Source organism: Parasphingopyxis sp., from assembly GCF_028279465.1.
In the GTDB taxonomy this organism is placed as follows: domain Bacteria; phylum Pseudomonadota; class Alphaproteobacteria; order Sphingomonadales; family Sphingomonadaceae; genus Parasphingopyxis.
In genome coordinates this window covers 468,780-483,811 of the sequence record NZ_JANQNS010000015.1, presented here as the reverse complement: position 1 = coordinate 483,811, position 15,032 = coordinate 468,780, and the positions used below count along the sequence as shown (strand labels likewise).

Below are 15,032 nucleotides of genomic sequence, written 5' to 3'. Positions count from 1 at the left end.
ACGCCAGCGATAGCCGGCATCACCGGTAGGACACAGCCTTGGCTGCGGCGACCACTTTGTCGGCATCGACCAGCGCCAGCTTCTCGAGATTGGCCGCATAGGGCATCGGCACATCCTCGTTCGTGACACGCATGACCGGGGCGTCGAGATCGTCGAAACCGTCTTCCATGCATATCGTGACGATCTCGGACGCGATGGAACAGACGGGCCATCCCTCTTCGACGACAACCATGCGATTGGTGCGGGAGAGGCTTTCGAGCACGGCTGCCTTGTCGAGCGGGCGCAGCGTGCGCAGATCGATAACATCGGCCTCGATCCCCTCCTCTGCCAATTTGTCCGCGGCCTGCAGCGCGATGCCAACACCGATCGAATAGCTGACGATCGACACGTCGTTGCCCGAGCGCACCGTTCGCGCCTTTCCGATTGGCAGCGCATAGTCGTCGAGATCGGGTACGTCGAAACTCTGCCCGTAAAGTAGTTCGTTTTCGAGAAACACGACCGGGTCGATCGTCCGGATCGCAGACTTCAACAGACCCTTGGCATCAGCCGCTGAATAGGGTGCTATAACCACTAGCCCCGGCACGCTCGCATACCATGGACCGTAATTCTGGCTATGTTGCGCAGCGACCCGGCTTGCTGCGCCGTTCGGACCGCGAAACACGATCGGGCAGCGCATCTGTCCGCCGGACATGTAATTGGTCTTGCCGGCCGAATTGACGATATGGTCGATCGCCTGCATCGCGAAGTTGAAGGTCATGAATTCGACGATCGGGCGGAGACCACCCATCGCCGCGCCCGTTCCCACGCCGGCAAAGCCATATTCGGTGATCGGCGTGTCGATTACGCGCCTCGCGCCGAACTCGTCGAGCAATCCCTGCGTCACCTTGTACGCGCCCTGATATTCGGCGACTTCTTCGCCCATCACGAAGACGCGATCGTCGGCACGCATTTCCTCGGCCATCGCGTCGCGAAGCGCTTCGCGTACGGTAAGCAACACCATTTCTGTGCCTTCGGGTACCTCGGGATCGCTAGGGCGCGCGCTGCCCTCGGGTCGTGCGGGCGGTACAATGCCGTCATCCGCCGGTTCCCTCTGCGGCGCTTCCATCTCTGCCGGTTTGGGCACGGGCGGCGCGTCGGACGCGGCTGGCGCTTCGACAGCATCCGCATCTTCACCCTCTTCGGCCAGCATGGCTATCACCGTGCCTACCTGCACATCATCCGTGCCTTCCGGCACGAGAATCTTCGCCAGTACGCCCTCATCGACGGCCTCGAACTCCATCGTCGCCTTGTCGGTCTCGATCTCAGCCATGATGTCTCCGGCGCTAATCTCGTCGCCCTCGGACACCAGCCATTTTGCCAGCGTGCCTTCCTCCATCGTGGGCGACAGCGCAGGCATCTTCAGTTCGATGGCCATCAATACTGCTCCACCAGCACGTCCGTGTAGAGCTCGGACGGATCGGGTTCGGGTGAGCTTTCAGCGAAGTCCGCTGCCTCGGCGATGATCGTCTTGATCTCCTTGTCGGTCGCTTTCATCTCGTCCGCGCTGACGCCAGCGGCTTCCAGCTCTTTCTTCACCGCTTCGATCGGATCGGATTTTTCGCGTACCGATTGGACTTCCTCGCGCGACCGGTATTTCGCCGGATCGGACATGGAATGGCCACGGTATCGGTACGTTTTGAGTTCGAGCAGGATCGGCCCCTTCCCGCTCCTGACCCAGTCGAGCGCGACCGTCGCCGCGCCGCGCACTTCAAGCACATCCATGCCGTTTATCTGCAGGCCGGGAATGCGGAAGCTCTCACCGCGCCGATACAGCTGGTCCTCGGCAGACGAGCGGTTAACGCTCGTGCCCATGGCGTACTGGTTATTCTCGATCACGAATATGATCGGCAGCTTCCAGAGTTCGGCCATGTTGAAGGCTTCGTAGACCTGGCCCTGGTTGGCCGCGCCGTCACCGAAATAGGCGAGGCAGCAGCCGCCATCCTCACGATATTTGTGCGCAAAGGCGAGGCCCGTGCCGAGCGGCACCTGCGCCCCGACGATCCCATGGCCGCCATAGAAGCGGTGCTCGACCGAGAACATGTGCATCGACCCGCCCTTGCCCTCGGCAATACCCGCCGCACGGCCGGTCAATTCCGCCATGATCACCTTCGGATCGAGGCCATAGGCGAGCATATGCCCATGATCGCGATAACCGGTGATGACGCTGTCCTTGTCCCCGTCGAGCGCCGATTGCAGGCCAACCGCAACGGCTTCCTGGCCGATATAGAGATGGCAGAATCCGCCAATCAGACCGAGCCCGTAAAGCTGACCCGCCTTTTCCTCGAACCGGCGGATCAGCAGCATCTGGCGATAATATTCGAGCAGTTCGTCCTTTGTGGCCTTGTGCCGCTTTGGCTCCGCGGGCCGTTCGCGCTCGGGCGCGGTTTTAGCGGCGGGTTTGCGGGCCGTGGATTTCTTTGCCGGAGATTTGCGCGGAGCGCGTTTCTTGGAAGCAGGTGCCTTCGCCAAGGTCGGGACCTTCCCTGTTGCTGACTATGCTCTCGGCTATGGCGGAGCAGCAGCGATTTCGCAATGTCGCGCGAAGGGAAAGTCAGTCCATAGGGACGATATGTTCGTCTTCCCGAATCTGCCCCGTATTTCTGCGGACAAGCTCATCGGCAAGGTCCGGATCGACGCTGTCAGGATCGAGCAGCTCGACCCTGTTGGCGAGCCGTTCGCGCTCTTCGTTCAGCTGAGAGAGTTCGACCTGGCGCTGATCATGCAGTCGCGCATAATCGCCCCAGGCGAAAAGCCCGTTGGGCCCGAGCAGCGCATAACCAGCAAAGTTCGCAATCACGAGGATCGCCAGCGCCGGCGCGGCGGCGGATTTCAAAATATTGGCGAGAGATCGCGTCCGCGTCATGCACGTGTTGAATCACAAGCGACTCGTGGATTCAAGGGGGATTCATGAGGCGATTCGCTTTTGCGGTGAACGGAATCTGGCGTGCGACGAGTAGATTCTACCGCAAGATCTCCCGCCCCGCATAATGCGCGACGCCGCCCAGTTCCTCCTCGATGCGGATCAGCTGGTTGTATTTGGCGAGACGGTCCGAGCGGGCGAGGCTGCCGGTTTTGATCTGGCCGCAATTGGTCGCGACGGCCAGATCGGCGATGGTCGCGTCTTCGGTTTCGCCCGAGCGGTGCGACATCACGGCCGTGTAACTCGCGCGGTGCGCCATCTCGACGGCGTCGAGCGTTTCGGTCAGCGTGCCGATCTGATTGACCTTGACGAGCAGCGAGTTGGCGAGACCTTTTTCGATGCCCATCGCCAAGCGTTCGCTATTGGTCACGAACAGATCGTCGCCCACGAGTTGGACTGTATCGCCCACCCCATCGGTCAGCGCTTTCCAGCCTTCAAAATCGTCCTCGGCCATGCCATCCTCGATCGAAAGGATCGGATAGTTGCCGCACAGATCGGCAAGATAGGCGGCCATCTCTTCCGGCGAGAGCGTCTTGCCCTCCCCCGCCATCACATAGCTGCCGTCCTTGAAGAACTCGGTCGCCGCGCAATCGAGCGCCAACATCACATTCTCGCCCGGCGTGTATCCGGCCTTCTCGATCGAGCTTAGGATGAAATCGAGCGCATCGGTCGTCGAGCCGATATTCGGCGCAAACCCGCCCTCGTCGCCCACCGCCGTACTGTGCCCCGCATCATGCAACTCTTTCTTGAGCGTATGGAAGATCTCCGCACCCCAGCGCACGGCCTCCGCGATACTGTCTGCGCCTACAGGCATGACCATGAATTCCTGAAAGTCGATCGGATTATCGGCATGTTCGCCGCCATTGATGATGTTCATCATCGGCACCGGCAGCGTCACAGCCGACGTGCCACCAACATAGCGATACAGCGGCATGCCACGCGCCTCGGCCGCCGCCTTGGCGACCGCCAGGCTGACGCCAAGAATGGCGTTCGCGCCGAGCCGCGCCTTGTTCGGCGTACCGTCCAGCGCGATCATTGCATGGTCGATGGCGAGTTGTTCCTCGGCATCGGCGTCGCGCAGCATCTCGGCGATCTCGCCATTCACCGCCGCTACGGCTTTCGACACACCCTTGCCCAGATAACGATCCTCATCGCCGTCGCGCTTCTCATTCGCTTCATAGGCACCAGTCGACGCCCCCGACGGCACGGCGGCGCGGCCAAAGCTCCCGTCTTCGAGCGCAACATCCACCTCGACGGTCGGATTGCCGCGGCTATCGAGGATTTCACGGGCGCGAATGTCGGCGATGGCAGTCATGAAAGAACCTTCTCGATTACGGGCTGTTTACCGCCGTTCCTCTATCCATGCTGCGTCCGCGAAGCAAATGCTGTATGCTGCGCAGAAGCGGGAACATCATTGCGTTTTGTGCGCTTAATACACAGATAGGCATTTCGTTACGGAGGAAGAGTTATGGCTACCAAGAAAACCGACCTGCCCGAAAGCACCGACGCGGTTATCGATGTGCCTGCCGAGGAAGCCGGTAAGACGACGGTGACCAAGGCGAAAGAGCGTATCAAGGAGGAGGCCACGAGCCTCAAGACGCAGGCGACGCAGCAGGCCCGCGATTATGCAACGCAGGGCAAGGACAAGGCGACAGGCGCGATCAAGGATGTGTCCGCCGCGATGGACGATGCCGCGAAATCCGTCGACGAACGGCTCGGCGAAAATTACGGTGAATATGCACGTAAGGCGGCCGGTGCCGTTGCAGCATTTGCCGACAAGCTCGATGGCAAGGAAGTCGACGATATGGTTCGCGATGTCGAAAACTTCGTACGCCGCAGTCCTGCAGTCGCGATCGGCATCGCAGCGGTCGCCGGTTTCGCGATCGCCCGCCTCGTGAAATCCGGCCTTGGAGAAACGGACGACGCATGAGCGATCACCACGCAGACGATGCGACCTATCGGGAGGTGGTCGCCGGACTGTTGGAAGATGGAGAGCAGTTCGCCAAATCGCGGCTGAAACTCTATCGTGCCGTTGTCCTCTACCGTGTTGCGCAGGCCCGGAAAGCCGCCGCGCTTATGGTTGTGGCGCTCATGATCGCGGCGGCGGCGCTCGTCGCCCTGCTGATGGCGCTGGTGCTCGCACTTTCGGAGGTGATGGGGCCACTTGTCGCCGGTATCGTCGTATGCGCGATAGGACTCATTGTTGCGAGCCTGCTGATACTTTGGGGTATACGCACATTTCCCAATCTCGACGAAAAGCTGTTCGAAGACGACGAATATGACGTAGCGCCATCCCTCGCCGCGCGTGATGCGGCGGACCATGCTGAGACCACGAAAGACGTTCGATGAGCGCGCGGGATCGGCTGGAAGATGCGCGCCGCGCCGAGCGGGATGCCCGGGCCAACTGGTTCCGCTCGCTCGACATCGCCAAGCAGCGACTTGCGCCCAACGCCATCGCCAAGGACGCGGTCGGCCAATTCAAGGACGGGGCCAGTAGCGCCGTTCGCACAGTCTCGCAGGGCGCCCGGAAGCGACGCGGAACGATCATCGGCGTAGGTGTGGCAGTCGGCCTGTTCCTGCTGCGAAAACCCATTGCGGAAGCCGTGCGCTCCAGACTGTCAAAAAACGATGAAACCGGTGACGATTTCAGTTCGTTGCCGGAGCAGAGAATAGACGACCAGGCGGGGAACGATGAAAGCCCGGCCGTAACGAAGATAACCGAGGAGGTTTGACCATGACCATCAAGGATACGGCAAGCAAAGCCGGCGAAACTGTCCGCGAATCCTATCGCGCGACCCGCGCCCGGGCAGGCGACGCCTATGAAAGCGCCGCAGCACGCACCAGCGAACTCTATGCCGGCGCTCGTGAACGCACGGCAGGCGCGGGACGCCGCACTGCCGATACGGTCGAGAATAACCCGCTGGCTGCGCTTGTCGGTGGGCTTGGCATCGGCATGCTGATCGGCGCTCTGCTGCCGCGCACGCGCCGCGAAACCGAACTGCTGGGCCCCTATGGATCCGAAATAACCGGCCGGGCGCGGGAAGCCGCTGAGGCAGCCAAGGCTGTCGGTCAGGAAAAACTGGACGAGCTTGGCTTCGTTAAGGATACTGCCCGCGAAACTGCACAAAAGGTAATGGACGGCGCGAAGGCCGCCGCCAGCGAGGCCAGTACGGCGGCCGTCCGCAAGGCCCGCGGCGAAGACTGACTGTCGGTCCGGTTAAGAGCCAGTTCAATCGCGGTTCAGCCATTATCGGCTAATGCCGTCAACGACTTGCAACGACAGGGTTTTTTGACATGACGATTATGCGTTTTCCGAAATTGGCTCTAGTCGGCGCGATGACGGTCGCCGCGATTGGCGCTCCGGCACTCGTATCGCCCGCACATGCTGCGGTTAGCCAGTCGAGCCCTTCGGCCTTTGTCGAAAGCCTTGCCGAAGACGGCCTTGCGGTCTTGCGGACCGGTAGCTCCGCCGAACGGCGCAGCCGCTTCCGCTCGCTGCTCGGTCAGCATTTTGCGGTCCAACAGATCGGCGACCGGCTGATCCGGCGCTGGCGCGATGACATCACGACAAGCCAGTATCGCGCTTATCAACGCGCACTGCCGGGCTTCATTCTCGGCACCTATGCCGATCGCCTGTCGAGCTATTCGCGCGCCAATGTCGAAGTAACGAATGCGCGGCAGAACGGCAGCACCTATCTGGTGCAGACGCGGATCACGAATCCGGGTTCGCGGCCGGTCTCTGCAATCTGGTATCTGACTCGGTCCGGTGGCGCCTATCAGGTCTACAATATGCGTGTCGCCAACATCAATCTGACGCTCAATCAGGCGCAGGATTTCGACAGCTATATCCGGCGCAACGGGTTCGACCGGCTCGTGCAGTTCATGGAGCGCCGCGGCGCGTAAGCGACCGAAAAACGAAAAACTCTGATAGGCGGCGGTAGCAATATCGCCGCCTTTCCATTATGGGGCGCGCCATGAGTGAAAACAAACTGCATCTGGTATTCGGCGGCCGGGTTTCCGACCCGCGCACGCTCGATTTCAACGACTTCGAATCAATGGATCTGGTGGGCATTTTCCCCAATTATGCGGAGGCCGAAGAGGCTTGGCGCTCTCATGCGCAGCGCACCGTCGACGATGCTGAAATGAAATATGTGGTCGTGCACCTGCACCGACTGCTCGAACCCGAAATCATCGAGCCCGCGAAAAAGTAAGCGCTAGGCGTCGCGATAGCGCCAGAGCAGAAGCGGGCGCGCGAGCAGCAGCCCTGCGCCGAACCCGAAAATATGCGCCATAATGGCGATCTGCGCCGGCGAACCGAGCGTCGTCAGCCCGATCAGCAGCTGGATGACGATCCATGCCCCGGCCAGTGCGGCAACGTGCCGCCAGCCGCCTACGCCGTTGCGCGGTTTGGAATAGAGCAGCGCATAGGCGCCGATAACGGCCGAAACCGCGCCGCTCGCGCCGATCATCGGCCCGGCACTGTCGGCATTGAACAGATAATGGCCGCCCGCCGCGACATAGGCGCCGATAACATACAGGCCGATCAGACCCCGCCCGCCCAGCGCCTGTTCGACGCCTTTTCCACACACGAACATCAGCAGCATATTGAAGGCGAGATGCATGAAATCCGCGTGCAACAGCGTCGCCGAAAGCGGCGTCAGGATTACCGGAAGCGCGCCCGGTATCTCGAAACCGTCCTCAAGCCGCAGCGGAATGAAACCACCAAAGCCATAGGCCCAGTTCTCCTGGCCCAGCGCAAGCACCAGGAACCAGCATAGCGCCGTTACGAGAATGATCTTGGTCGTCAGGGACGATTGAGCGAGGCGGGTCTGCCAGTCCATGCCGAAACGCGCTCGCTCCGCCGCCTTATACGAACTGTATCTTTTCGATCAGGAAATATTTGTCGCCGGCGGGAACCGTGAATTCGACCTCGTCGCCCTTGCTGCGGCCGATCAGGGCGCGCGCCAGCGGCGAGCTGTACGAAATCTTGCCTGACTTGGCGTCCGCCTCGATCTCGCCGACGATCTGATATTTGATCTTCTTGTCGTCCTCGTCGAGCAGATGCACGGTCGCACCGAACACGACTTTGTCGCCCGAAAGTTCCTTCGGATCGATGACCTGGGCGCGCGTCAGCCGGTCTTCATAATCGGCGATCGTAGCTTCGATCTGGCCCTGGCGCTCCTTCGCCGCATGATATTCGGCGTTTTCCGAGAGATCGCCATGCGCGCGCGCTTCTTCGATCGCGTCGATGACTTCGGGGCGCTCCACCTCTTTCAGGCGCTTCACCTCGGCGTTCAAACGTTCATAGCCTTCCAGCAACATCGGCATCTTTTCTATCGTCGCCATTGCCTTACCTTTCGTCAAAAACCTGCCGTCTGGCGGCCCGTCCGGGTCCGCCTGCTCTTTCCGCACAAATTGTCGGGATCAGCTTTCGGCAGGTGAATAATAGGCCTGTAGCGGCCGTACTTCAAGTTCTGTCGTGCGCAGCGCGCCAATAGCCTGCACGGCGGCGGCGCTCGCCGACGCCGTCGTGAAATAGGGAATCTTGTTGGAAACCGCCGATTTTCGGATCGACGCGCTGTCCTTCAGAGACTGCCAGCCCTCGGTGGTATTGAAAATCAGATCGATATCCCCGTCGACAATCGCATCGACGATATGGGGTCGACCCTGCGCCACCTTGTTGATCCGTTCCGCATCGACGCCATTCTCGATCAGAAAATCCGCCGTGCCTCCAGTCGCGACAATCGAGAAACCATAGCTGCTGATGTCTTTGATCGCTTGCAGGATATGCGGCTTGTCGCTGTCCTTGACCGACACGAACACCCTGCCCTTGCCCGGCAGCGTCGTGCCGCCGGCCAGCTGCGACTTGGCGAAGGCGATCGGGAATCCGCTATCGATGCCCATCACCTCACCCGTCGATTTCATCTCCGGCGAGAGCACCGGATCGGTGCCCTGAAAGCGAGCGAACGGGAAGACAGCCTCTTTCACCGCGATATGCGCGATGGCGCGGTCGATCTCCGGCAGTTCGGCCAGCCTTTCGCCCGCCATCACCCGCGCCGCGATCTTGGCGACCGGATGACCGATGGCCTTGGCGACGAAGGGCACGGTCCGGCTGGCGCGTGGATTGACTTCGATCAGATAAACCTCTCCATCCTTCACCGCGAACTGGATATTCATCAAGCCGCGCACCTTGAGCGCCAGCGCGAGCGCTTCGGTCTGCCGCTCGATCTCGGCGATGACATCGTCAGGGAGGCTGTAGGGCGGGATCGAGCAGGCGCTATCGCCGGAATGGACGCCGGCTTCCTCAATATGCTGGAGTACGCCCGCGACCACCACATCCTCGCCGTCGGCAATCGCATCGACATCGACCTCGATCGCATCGCGCAAATACTGGTCGATCAGCACAGGGCTGTCGCCCGACACCTGCACGGCCGTCTGGATATAGTCCTGCAACTGCGCATCGCTGTCGACAATCTCCATCGCCCGCCCGCCAAGGACATAGGAGGGCCGCATCAGCACTGGATAACCGATCTTCTGCGCAACGCTCAGCGCTTCCTCCGCGCTGCGCGCGATGCCGTTTTCCGGCTGTTTCAGGTCCAGCTCGGCGACGAGATCGGCGAAGCGTTCGCGGTCCTCGGCATGGTCGATAGCGTCCGGCGAGGTGCCGAGGATCGGAATGCCCGCCTCTTCGAGGGCTTGCGCAAGGTTGAGCGGCGTCTGCCCGCCGAACTGCACGATGACCCCGGCCAGTTCGCCCTTCGATTGCTCGACATGCAGGATTTCGAGCACGTCCTCCACGGTCAACGGCTCGAAATAGAGCCGATCCGATGTGTCATAATCGGTCGACACCGTTTCCGGGTTGCAGTTGATCATGATCGTCTCGAAGCCTTGGTCCTCGAGCGCGAAACAGGCGTGACAGCAGCAATAGTCGAACTCGATCCCCTGCCCGATCCGGTTCGGCCCACCGCCGAGGATTACGACCTTTTTGCGGTCCGTCGGCTGGCTCTCGCATTCCGGCTCGCCAAAGCTCGGCGCCTCATAGGTCGAATACATATACGGCGTCTTCGCCTCGAACTCGGCCGCGCAGGTATCGATCCGCTTGAACACGGGGCGCACGCCGAGCTTGTGGCGCAGTTCGCGCACTTGGCTTTCGGTCACCGCGCCCGCCATCGCGTGCAACGCCTCGCCGATCAGGCCCGGGCTGTAGGCGGCCTTCTCCATGCCCTCGCGGATATGGACCGATGCCAGCGCCAACCGCGCGAGCCGGTTATCGGAAAAGCCCATCGCTTTGAGCTTGCGCAGCCCCTCGGCATCGTTGGGCAGACCATTCTCGATGACGCCCTTTTCCGCCTCGACGATCTCGGACAGCCGCGCGAGGAACCAAGGCTCGTACTTCGTAATCGCATGGACTTCCTCGACGCTCAGCCCTTCGCGCAACGCCTGGGCCGTCACCAGCAGCCGCGCCGGCGAGACTTCGGAGAGCGCCGCCTCGATCCGTGGCTTGGGCGCGCCGACCAGCTCATCGACCCAGTTCAAGCCGACCAGCCCCGTCTCGAGCCCGCGCAGCGCCTTTTGCAGGCTTTCGGCAAAGCTGCGCCCGATTGCCATGACCTCGCCGACCGACTTCATCGCCGTGCCCAGCACTGGCTCCGCGCCTTTGAATTTCTCGAAGGCGAAGCGCGGAATCTTGGTGACCACATAGTCGATGGTCGGCTCGAAGCTCGCCGGCGTCACGCCGGTGATATCGTTGTCGATCTCGTCGAGCGTGTAACCCACGGCGAGTTTCGCCGCGACCTTGGCGATAGGAAAGCCCGTCGCCTTGGAGGCCAGTGCCGAGGAGCGCGACACACGCGGGTTCATCTCAATCACCACGAGCCGGCCGTCCTTCGGGTTCACCGCGAACTGCACATTCGACCCGCCCGTCTCGACGCCGATTTCGCGCAGACAGGCGATCGATGCGTTGCGCATGATCTGATACTCTTTGTCCGTCAGCGTCAGCGCGGGCGCGATGGTGATGCTATCGCCCGTATGGACGCCCATCGGATCGACATTTTCGATCGAGCAGATGATGATGGCATTGTCGGCACGATCGCGCACGACCTCCATCTCATATTCCTTCCACCCCAGCACCGATTCCTCGATCAGCACTTCGGTGGTCGGGCTGGCGGCGAGGCCGCCGCGGACGATCTCCTCGAATTCTTCCCTGTTGTACGCGATCCCGCCGCCCGTGCCGCCCATGGTAAAGCTCGGCCGGATGATCGTCGGCAGCCCGACAAATTCCAGCCCCTTGAGCGCCTCGTCCATCGTATGGGCGATCATCGAGCGCGGGCTCTCCAACCCGATCTTCGACATCGCCTCGCGAAAGCGCAGCCGATCCTCGGCCTTGTCGATAGCGTCGGCATCCGCCCCGATCAGCTCGACGCCGAACTTTTCGAGCGTGCCGTCCTCGTGCAGCGCCAGCGCCGTGTTGAGCCCCGTCTGCCCGCCCATGGTCGGCAGCACCGCGTCCGGCCGCTCCTTCTCGATGATCTTCGCGACGATCTCCGGCGTGATCGGCTCGACATAGGTCGCATCCGCCAATTCCGGATCGGTCATGATCGTCGCCGGGTTCGAATTGACGAGGATGATCCGATAGCCCTCTTCCTTGAGCGCCTTGACCGCCTGCGTCCCAGAATAATCGAACTCGCACGCCTGGCCGATGATTATGGGGCCGGCGCCGATGATCAGTATGGAGGAGATGTCGGTGCGACGGGGCATTTAGCTAGCCATTCCGATTATGAGTTGGACAATATTGGCTACAGCTAAAAATGCTGTGAAATACTGAGAATTCAGAATCTGAACTACCTCTCGCCAAGGCGTATTTGGTGCTTGGATTAACGCAATGACGGCATCGATCCTTCGCAGTGCATTAAGCCTAGTCTGGTCATCAACGTCCGATTGAATGATCACGTTCTTTAGATTGAGGGCGCTCGCGCGTACGGCATTCACTTGTTCGGGTGTTGCTGCCTTGCCGAGACCGGTCCAATCGATACTATCCAAAACTTCACCAGAGACGGGAAAATCCACGTCTGATGGGTTTCTAAAATCAAGCTCTTCTACAACAAGCCCTGTTGCATGATCATCGAACGAAACGACAAACTCACCGTGATCAGTCGCGCGGTAAGTTTTCTCTTCTAGGCCAGAGTCGAGAAAATCCTCAAGAAGGCCATCGTTAGCCATTTCGTCCAGAAAATTATCAAGTTTCGCTAGTCCCATAGCTGAGGAGAAGTCGGCAACCTCAGAAAAGGTAGATTTTTCCAGATGCGCTCTAATCTTTGAAGTCGGGGAGGGTTCGTAATTTTCACTATCAAGCATAGCTTGATCCCGGAGTAGGTAGCGCAAGATTTCCTTTTCTAAATCTTCGTCAATCACCGCAGTTGCCCCACAAACTTCGCGAACAGATAGGCGCTGTCCTGCGGGCCGGGGCTCGCTTCCGGATGATATTGCACGCTGAACGCCGGCCGATCCTCCAGTTCCAGCCCGCACAGGCTGCCGTCGAACAGGCTCACATGCGTCGCTTTGACGCCACCGGGCAGCGTGTCGATATCGACCGCAAAGCCGTGGTTCATGCTCGTGATCTCGACGCGGCCGTCCTCGAGGCGCTTGACGGGATGGTTGGCACCGCGATGGCCCTGGTGCATCTTCACGGTCTGCGCGCCCGCCGCGATCCCCAGCATCTGGTGGCCAAGGCAGATGCCGAACAGCGGCTTGCCGGTATCGAGCAGTTGCTTGATGACGGGCACCGCATATTCGCCCGTTGCCGCCGGATCGCCAGGGCCGTTGGCGAGGAAGATGCCGTCGGGTTCGTGCCGCATCACGTCGTCATAGGACGCCTCGCCCGGAACGACCGTCACCCGCGCACCGGCATTGACGAGATGGCGCAGTATATTGCGCTTGGCGCCATAATCGATGGCGACGACATGGGGTAAGTTCCCCTCCCGCTTGCGGGAGGGGCTAGGGGTGGGTTCGTCGCTTTGCCCACCCCCGACCCCTCCCGCCTGCGGGAGGGGAGATTTTGCATAGCCTTCGCCCAACCGCCACAAGCCCTCATCCCACTCATATTGCTGCGTCGTGCTGACCGTCTTGGCGAGGTCCATGCCTTCCAGCCCGGGCCACTCCGCCGCCTTGGCCTTGAGCGCGTCGAGATCGAATTCGCCGCCCGCATTATGCGCGATCACCCCATTGGGCGCGCCCTGCAGCCGGATCAGCCGGGTCAGTGCCCGCGTATCGACGCCGGAGAGCCCAATCCGGCCGTTCACCTTCAGCCATTGGTCGTAGTGCTGGATCGAGCGAAAACTGCTGGGATCGGTGACGTCCTCGCGGACGATGCAGCCCAGCGCATGCGGATTGCCCGCTTCTTCGTCCTCGGCATTGGTGCCGACATTGCCGATATGGGGGAATGTGAAAGTGATGATCTGCCCGGCGTAGGACGGATCGGTCATGCTCTCCTGATAGCCGGTCATCGCGGTGTTGAAGCAGACCTCGCCGACCGCCTCGCCTTCCGCGCCGAAACCCCTGCCCCAAATGCAGGTGCCATCCGCCAAAACCAATACGCCCGTCGCGACCCCAGGCACTTTGGCGGGCGTGCTGGTGGCTTTGGCGTTCGCCATGGCGGGTTGTCCTATGTCGTCGAGTCTGCAGGCCGCGCAAACGGCTGTCAGCTAGGCGGGCACTCTGCGCGGGTCAATGGCTGGTCACAGGCTTTATCCCCAGCTAGGTAACCGGCGGCAAATTGCAAAGGAACAAGACGATGCTGCGCGACGATATCAAGGCGGCCCAGGTGGCGGCGATGAAGGCGAAAGACAGCGGGCGAACGGCAGTGCTGCGCCTCATTCTCTCCAAGGTGAAAGACCGCGATATCGAGCTGCGTACCGAAGGCGGAGCGAAGGACGATGACGCCATGGTGATCGAAGTGCTGCAGAAGATGGTGAAGCAGCGCCGCGAGTCGATCAGCATGTATGAAGAGGGCGGACGGCAGGAGCTGGCCGATGTCGAAAAGGCCGAGGTCGCCGTCATCGAAGAATTTTTACCGGCGATGATGAGCGATGAGGAAGCCGGCGCGGTCATCGACGCGCTGATCGCCGAGCTTGGCGCGCAAGGCCCTCAGGACATGGGCAAAGTCATGGGGCAGCTAAAGGCACGCCATGGCGGCGAAATCGATATGGGCGCGGCGAGCGGGCTGGTGAAAGCGCGGCTGATCGGCGGCTGACGGGTTGACGCAACGGAACCGCGCGCCGACATGCGGCGTTGACTCCCTTAAACCCGAATAGTCCGAACCAGGATATCCATGCGTCGCGCCCTTCCGATTCTGTCCCTTGCCCTTGTGATTGCCGCCTGTTCGGGCGCGCCGATCGAAGAGCCCGCCGACCCGGCCGAAGATACCACATTGAGCGAGCCGGTGAATATCATCGCGCCGACCGATTTCGCTGCGCTGACATTGGGTGGAACGATTCAGGGGCCACTCGGCCCCGAGGTCGAAGCCTCGCTTATCGTAGACGGTGTGGCGATCGGCGATATCGCAAGCCGGGTGCAATGCCCCGAGGGCATCGATCCCTGCGATCCGGGCACGACCGAAGAGGGCACGATCTACACCTATATCTATGAAGTGCGGCCGGGCTTCGACGGCCCCAATGATCCGCCGTTCGAAATGCCCGAAGAAGTCCGTCCGGTCGAAAGCGCGTCGCGCTTCGCGCTCGCCTTTCCGGCGCATGGTTTCACCGGCATAGCAGGCTATGCGGTATATGATGCCGAGGAAGTGCTGGCCGAAGGCTTCAATGCCTCGATCAGCTGCGTCGACGACCGGATCATCTGGAGCTTTCCTGAGGAATCGGGCTGGAGCACGGGCGAGACGATCACCTTTTTCTGGCAGACAACCCAGCCGCCGAGCGGCCCGGAGGGCGAATATCTGTTCGTCGCCGACGAGCTGGAAGCCACCGGCCCCGGCCCGATGCCGACCGTCGGTGGAGAGATCGCGGCCGTGTGCGAAACATCCCCAGCCGGGTGATTGAAATCCGCAGCCAATCGCGCTAGTTTG

General features: G+C 61.2%; 17 protein-coding genes. 8 read left to right on the top strand and 9 right to left on the bottom strand.

What is annotated here, in order from left to right; translation table 11 throughout:
- Positions 1-19: 19 nt before the first annotated feature.
- The 4 genes from Q0974_RS11910 to eno form a co-directional block, all read right to left on the bottom strand.
- On the bottom strand, positions 20-1,414 hold the full coding sequence (locus Q0974_RS11910) for a pyruvate dehydrogenase complex E1 component subunit beta (protein WP_299327850.1): 1,395 nt from the start codon (positions 1,412-1,414) through the stop codon (positions 20-22).
- Entirely contained in the window at positions 1,414-2,364 is a 951-nt protein-coding gene (pdhA, locus tag Q0974_RS11905) for a pyruvate dehydrogenase (acetyl-transferring) E1 component subunit alpha (protein ID WP_299328512.1), read from the bottom strand. Before pdhA ends, Q0974_RS11910 begins: the two co-directional genes overlap by 1 nt.
- Positions 2,365-2,590: 226 nt before the next feature.
- Positions 2,591-2,902, bottom strand: coding sequence for a septum formation initiator family protein (locus Q0974_RS11900; RefSeq protein WP_299327848.1), 312 nt, complete (start codon positions 2,900-2,902; stop codon positions 2,591-2,593).
- A gap of 97 nt (positions 2,903-2,999) precedes the next feature.
- Positions 3,000-4,274, bottom strand: coding sequence for a phosphopyruvate hydratase (gene eno / locus Q0974_RS11895; RefSeq protein ID WP_299327846.1), 1,275 nt, complete (start codon positions 4,272-4,274; stop codon positions 3,000-3,002).
- Positions 4,275-4,427: 153 nt separating this feature from the next.
- Here eno and Q0974_RS11890 point away from each other — a divergent pair, with 153 nt between their 5' ends.
- The 6 genes from Q0974_RS11890 to Q0974_RS11865 all read left to right on the top strand — a co-directional run bounded on the left by Q0974_RS11890 (position 4,428) and on the right by Q0974_RS11865 (position 7,170).
- Entirely contained in the window at positions 4,428-4,889 is a 462-nt protein-coding gene (locus Q0974_RS11890; RefSeq protein WP_299327844.1) for a hypothetical protein, read from the top strand.
- Positions 4,886-5,308, top strand: coding sequence for a phage holin family protein (locus Q0974_RS11885; protein WP_299327842.1), 423 nt, complete (start codon positions 4,886-4,888; stop codon positions 5,306-5,308). The genes Q0974_RS11890 and Q0974_RS11885 overlap by 4 nt, the downstream gene beginning before the upstream one ends.
- A complete protein-coding gene (locus tag Q0974_RS11880; protein ID WP_299327840.1) occupies positions 5,305-5,691 on the top strand; it encodes a hypothetical protein in 387 nt (128 codons plus the stop codon). Before Q0974_RS11885 ends, Q0974_RS11880 begins: the two co-directional genes overlap by 4 nt.
- Before the next feature lie 2 nt (positions 5,692-5,693).
- On the top strand, positions 5,694-6,164 hold the full coding sequence (locus Q0974_RS11875) for a hypothetical protein (protein ID WP_299327838.1): 471 nt from the start codon (positions 5,694-5,696) through the stop codon (positions 6,162-6,164).
- A gap of 89 nt (positions 6,165-6,253) precedes the next feature.
- Positions 6,254-6,862, top strand: coding sequence for a phospholipid-binding protein MlaC (locus tag Q0974_RS11870; RefSeq protein ID WP_299327836.1), 609 nt, complete (start codon positions 6,254-6,256; stop codon positions 6,860-6,862).
- Positions 6,863-6,933: 71 nt separating this feature from the next.
- A complete protein-coding gene (locus Q0974_RS11865; protein ID WP_299327834.1) occupies positions 6,934-7,170 on the top strand; it encodes a DUF4170 domain-containing protein in 237 nt (78 codons plus the stop codon).
- Positions 7,171-7,173: 3 nt separating this feature from the next.
- Here Q0974_RS11865 and Q0974_RS11860 read toward each other — a convergent pair whose 3' ends face one another.
- From Q0974_RS11860 to carA, 5 genes are all read right to left on the bottom strand, one after another.
- Entirely contained in the window at positions 7,174-7,800 is a 627-nt protein-coding gene (locus Q0974_RS11860) for a rhomboid family intramembrane serine protease (RefSeq protein WP_299327832.1), read from the bottom strand.
- Between the two features lie 25 nt (positions 7,801-7,825).
- Complete coding sequence (gene greA, locus Q0974_RS11855) at positions 7,826-8,305, bottom strand: transcription elongation factor GreA (RefSeq protein WP_299327830.1); 480 nt, start codon at positions 8,303-8,305, stop codon at positions 7,826-7,828.
- A gap of 78 nt (positions 8,306-8,383) precedes the next feature.
- Positions 8,384-11,716, bottom strand: coding sequence for a carbamoyl-phosphate synthase large subunit (carB, locus tag Q0974_RS11850; protein WP_299327828.1), 3,333 nt, complete (start codon positions 11,714-11,716; stop codon positions 8,384-8,386).
- Positions 11,717-12,370 (bottom strand): hypothetical protein, encoded by a 654-nt coding sequence (locus Q0974_RS11845; protein WP_299327826.1) that lies wholly within the window; start codon positions 12,368-12,370, stop codon positions 11,717-11,719.
- On the bottom strand, positions 12,367-13,608 hold the full coding sequence (gene carA, locus Q0974_RS11840) for a glutamine-hydrolyzing carbamoyl-phosphate synthase small subunit (protein ID WP_299327824.1): 1,242 nt from the start codon (positions 13,606-13,608) through the stop codon (positions 12,367-12,369). Before carA ends, Q0974_RS11845 begins: the two co-directional genes overlap by 4 nt.
- 140 nt (positions 13,609-13,748) lie before the next feature.
- Between carA and Q0974_RS11835 the strand changes: the two genes are divergently transcribed.
- Positions 13,749-14,207, top strand: a complete 459-nt coding sequence (locus Q0974_RS11835) for a GatB/YqeY domain-containing protein (RefSeq protein ID WP_299327822.1) — start codon at positions 13,749-13,751, stop codon at positions 14,205-14,207.
- 78 nt (positions 14,208-14,285) lie between these two features.
- Positions 14,286-15,002: a hypothetical protein gene (locus tag Q0974_RS11830; protein ID WP_299327821.1), complete on the top strand. Its 717-nt coding sequence runs from the start codon at positions 14,286-14,288 to the stop codon at positions 15,000-15,002.
- Positions 15,003-15,032: the final 30 nt, after the last annotated feature.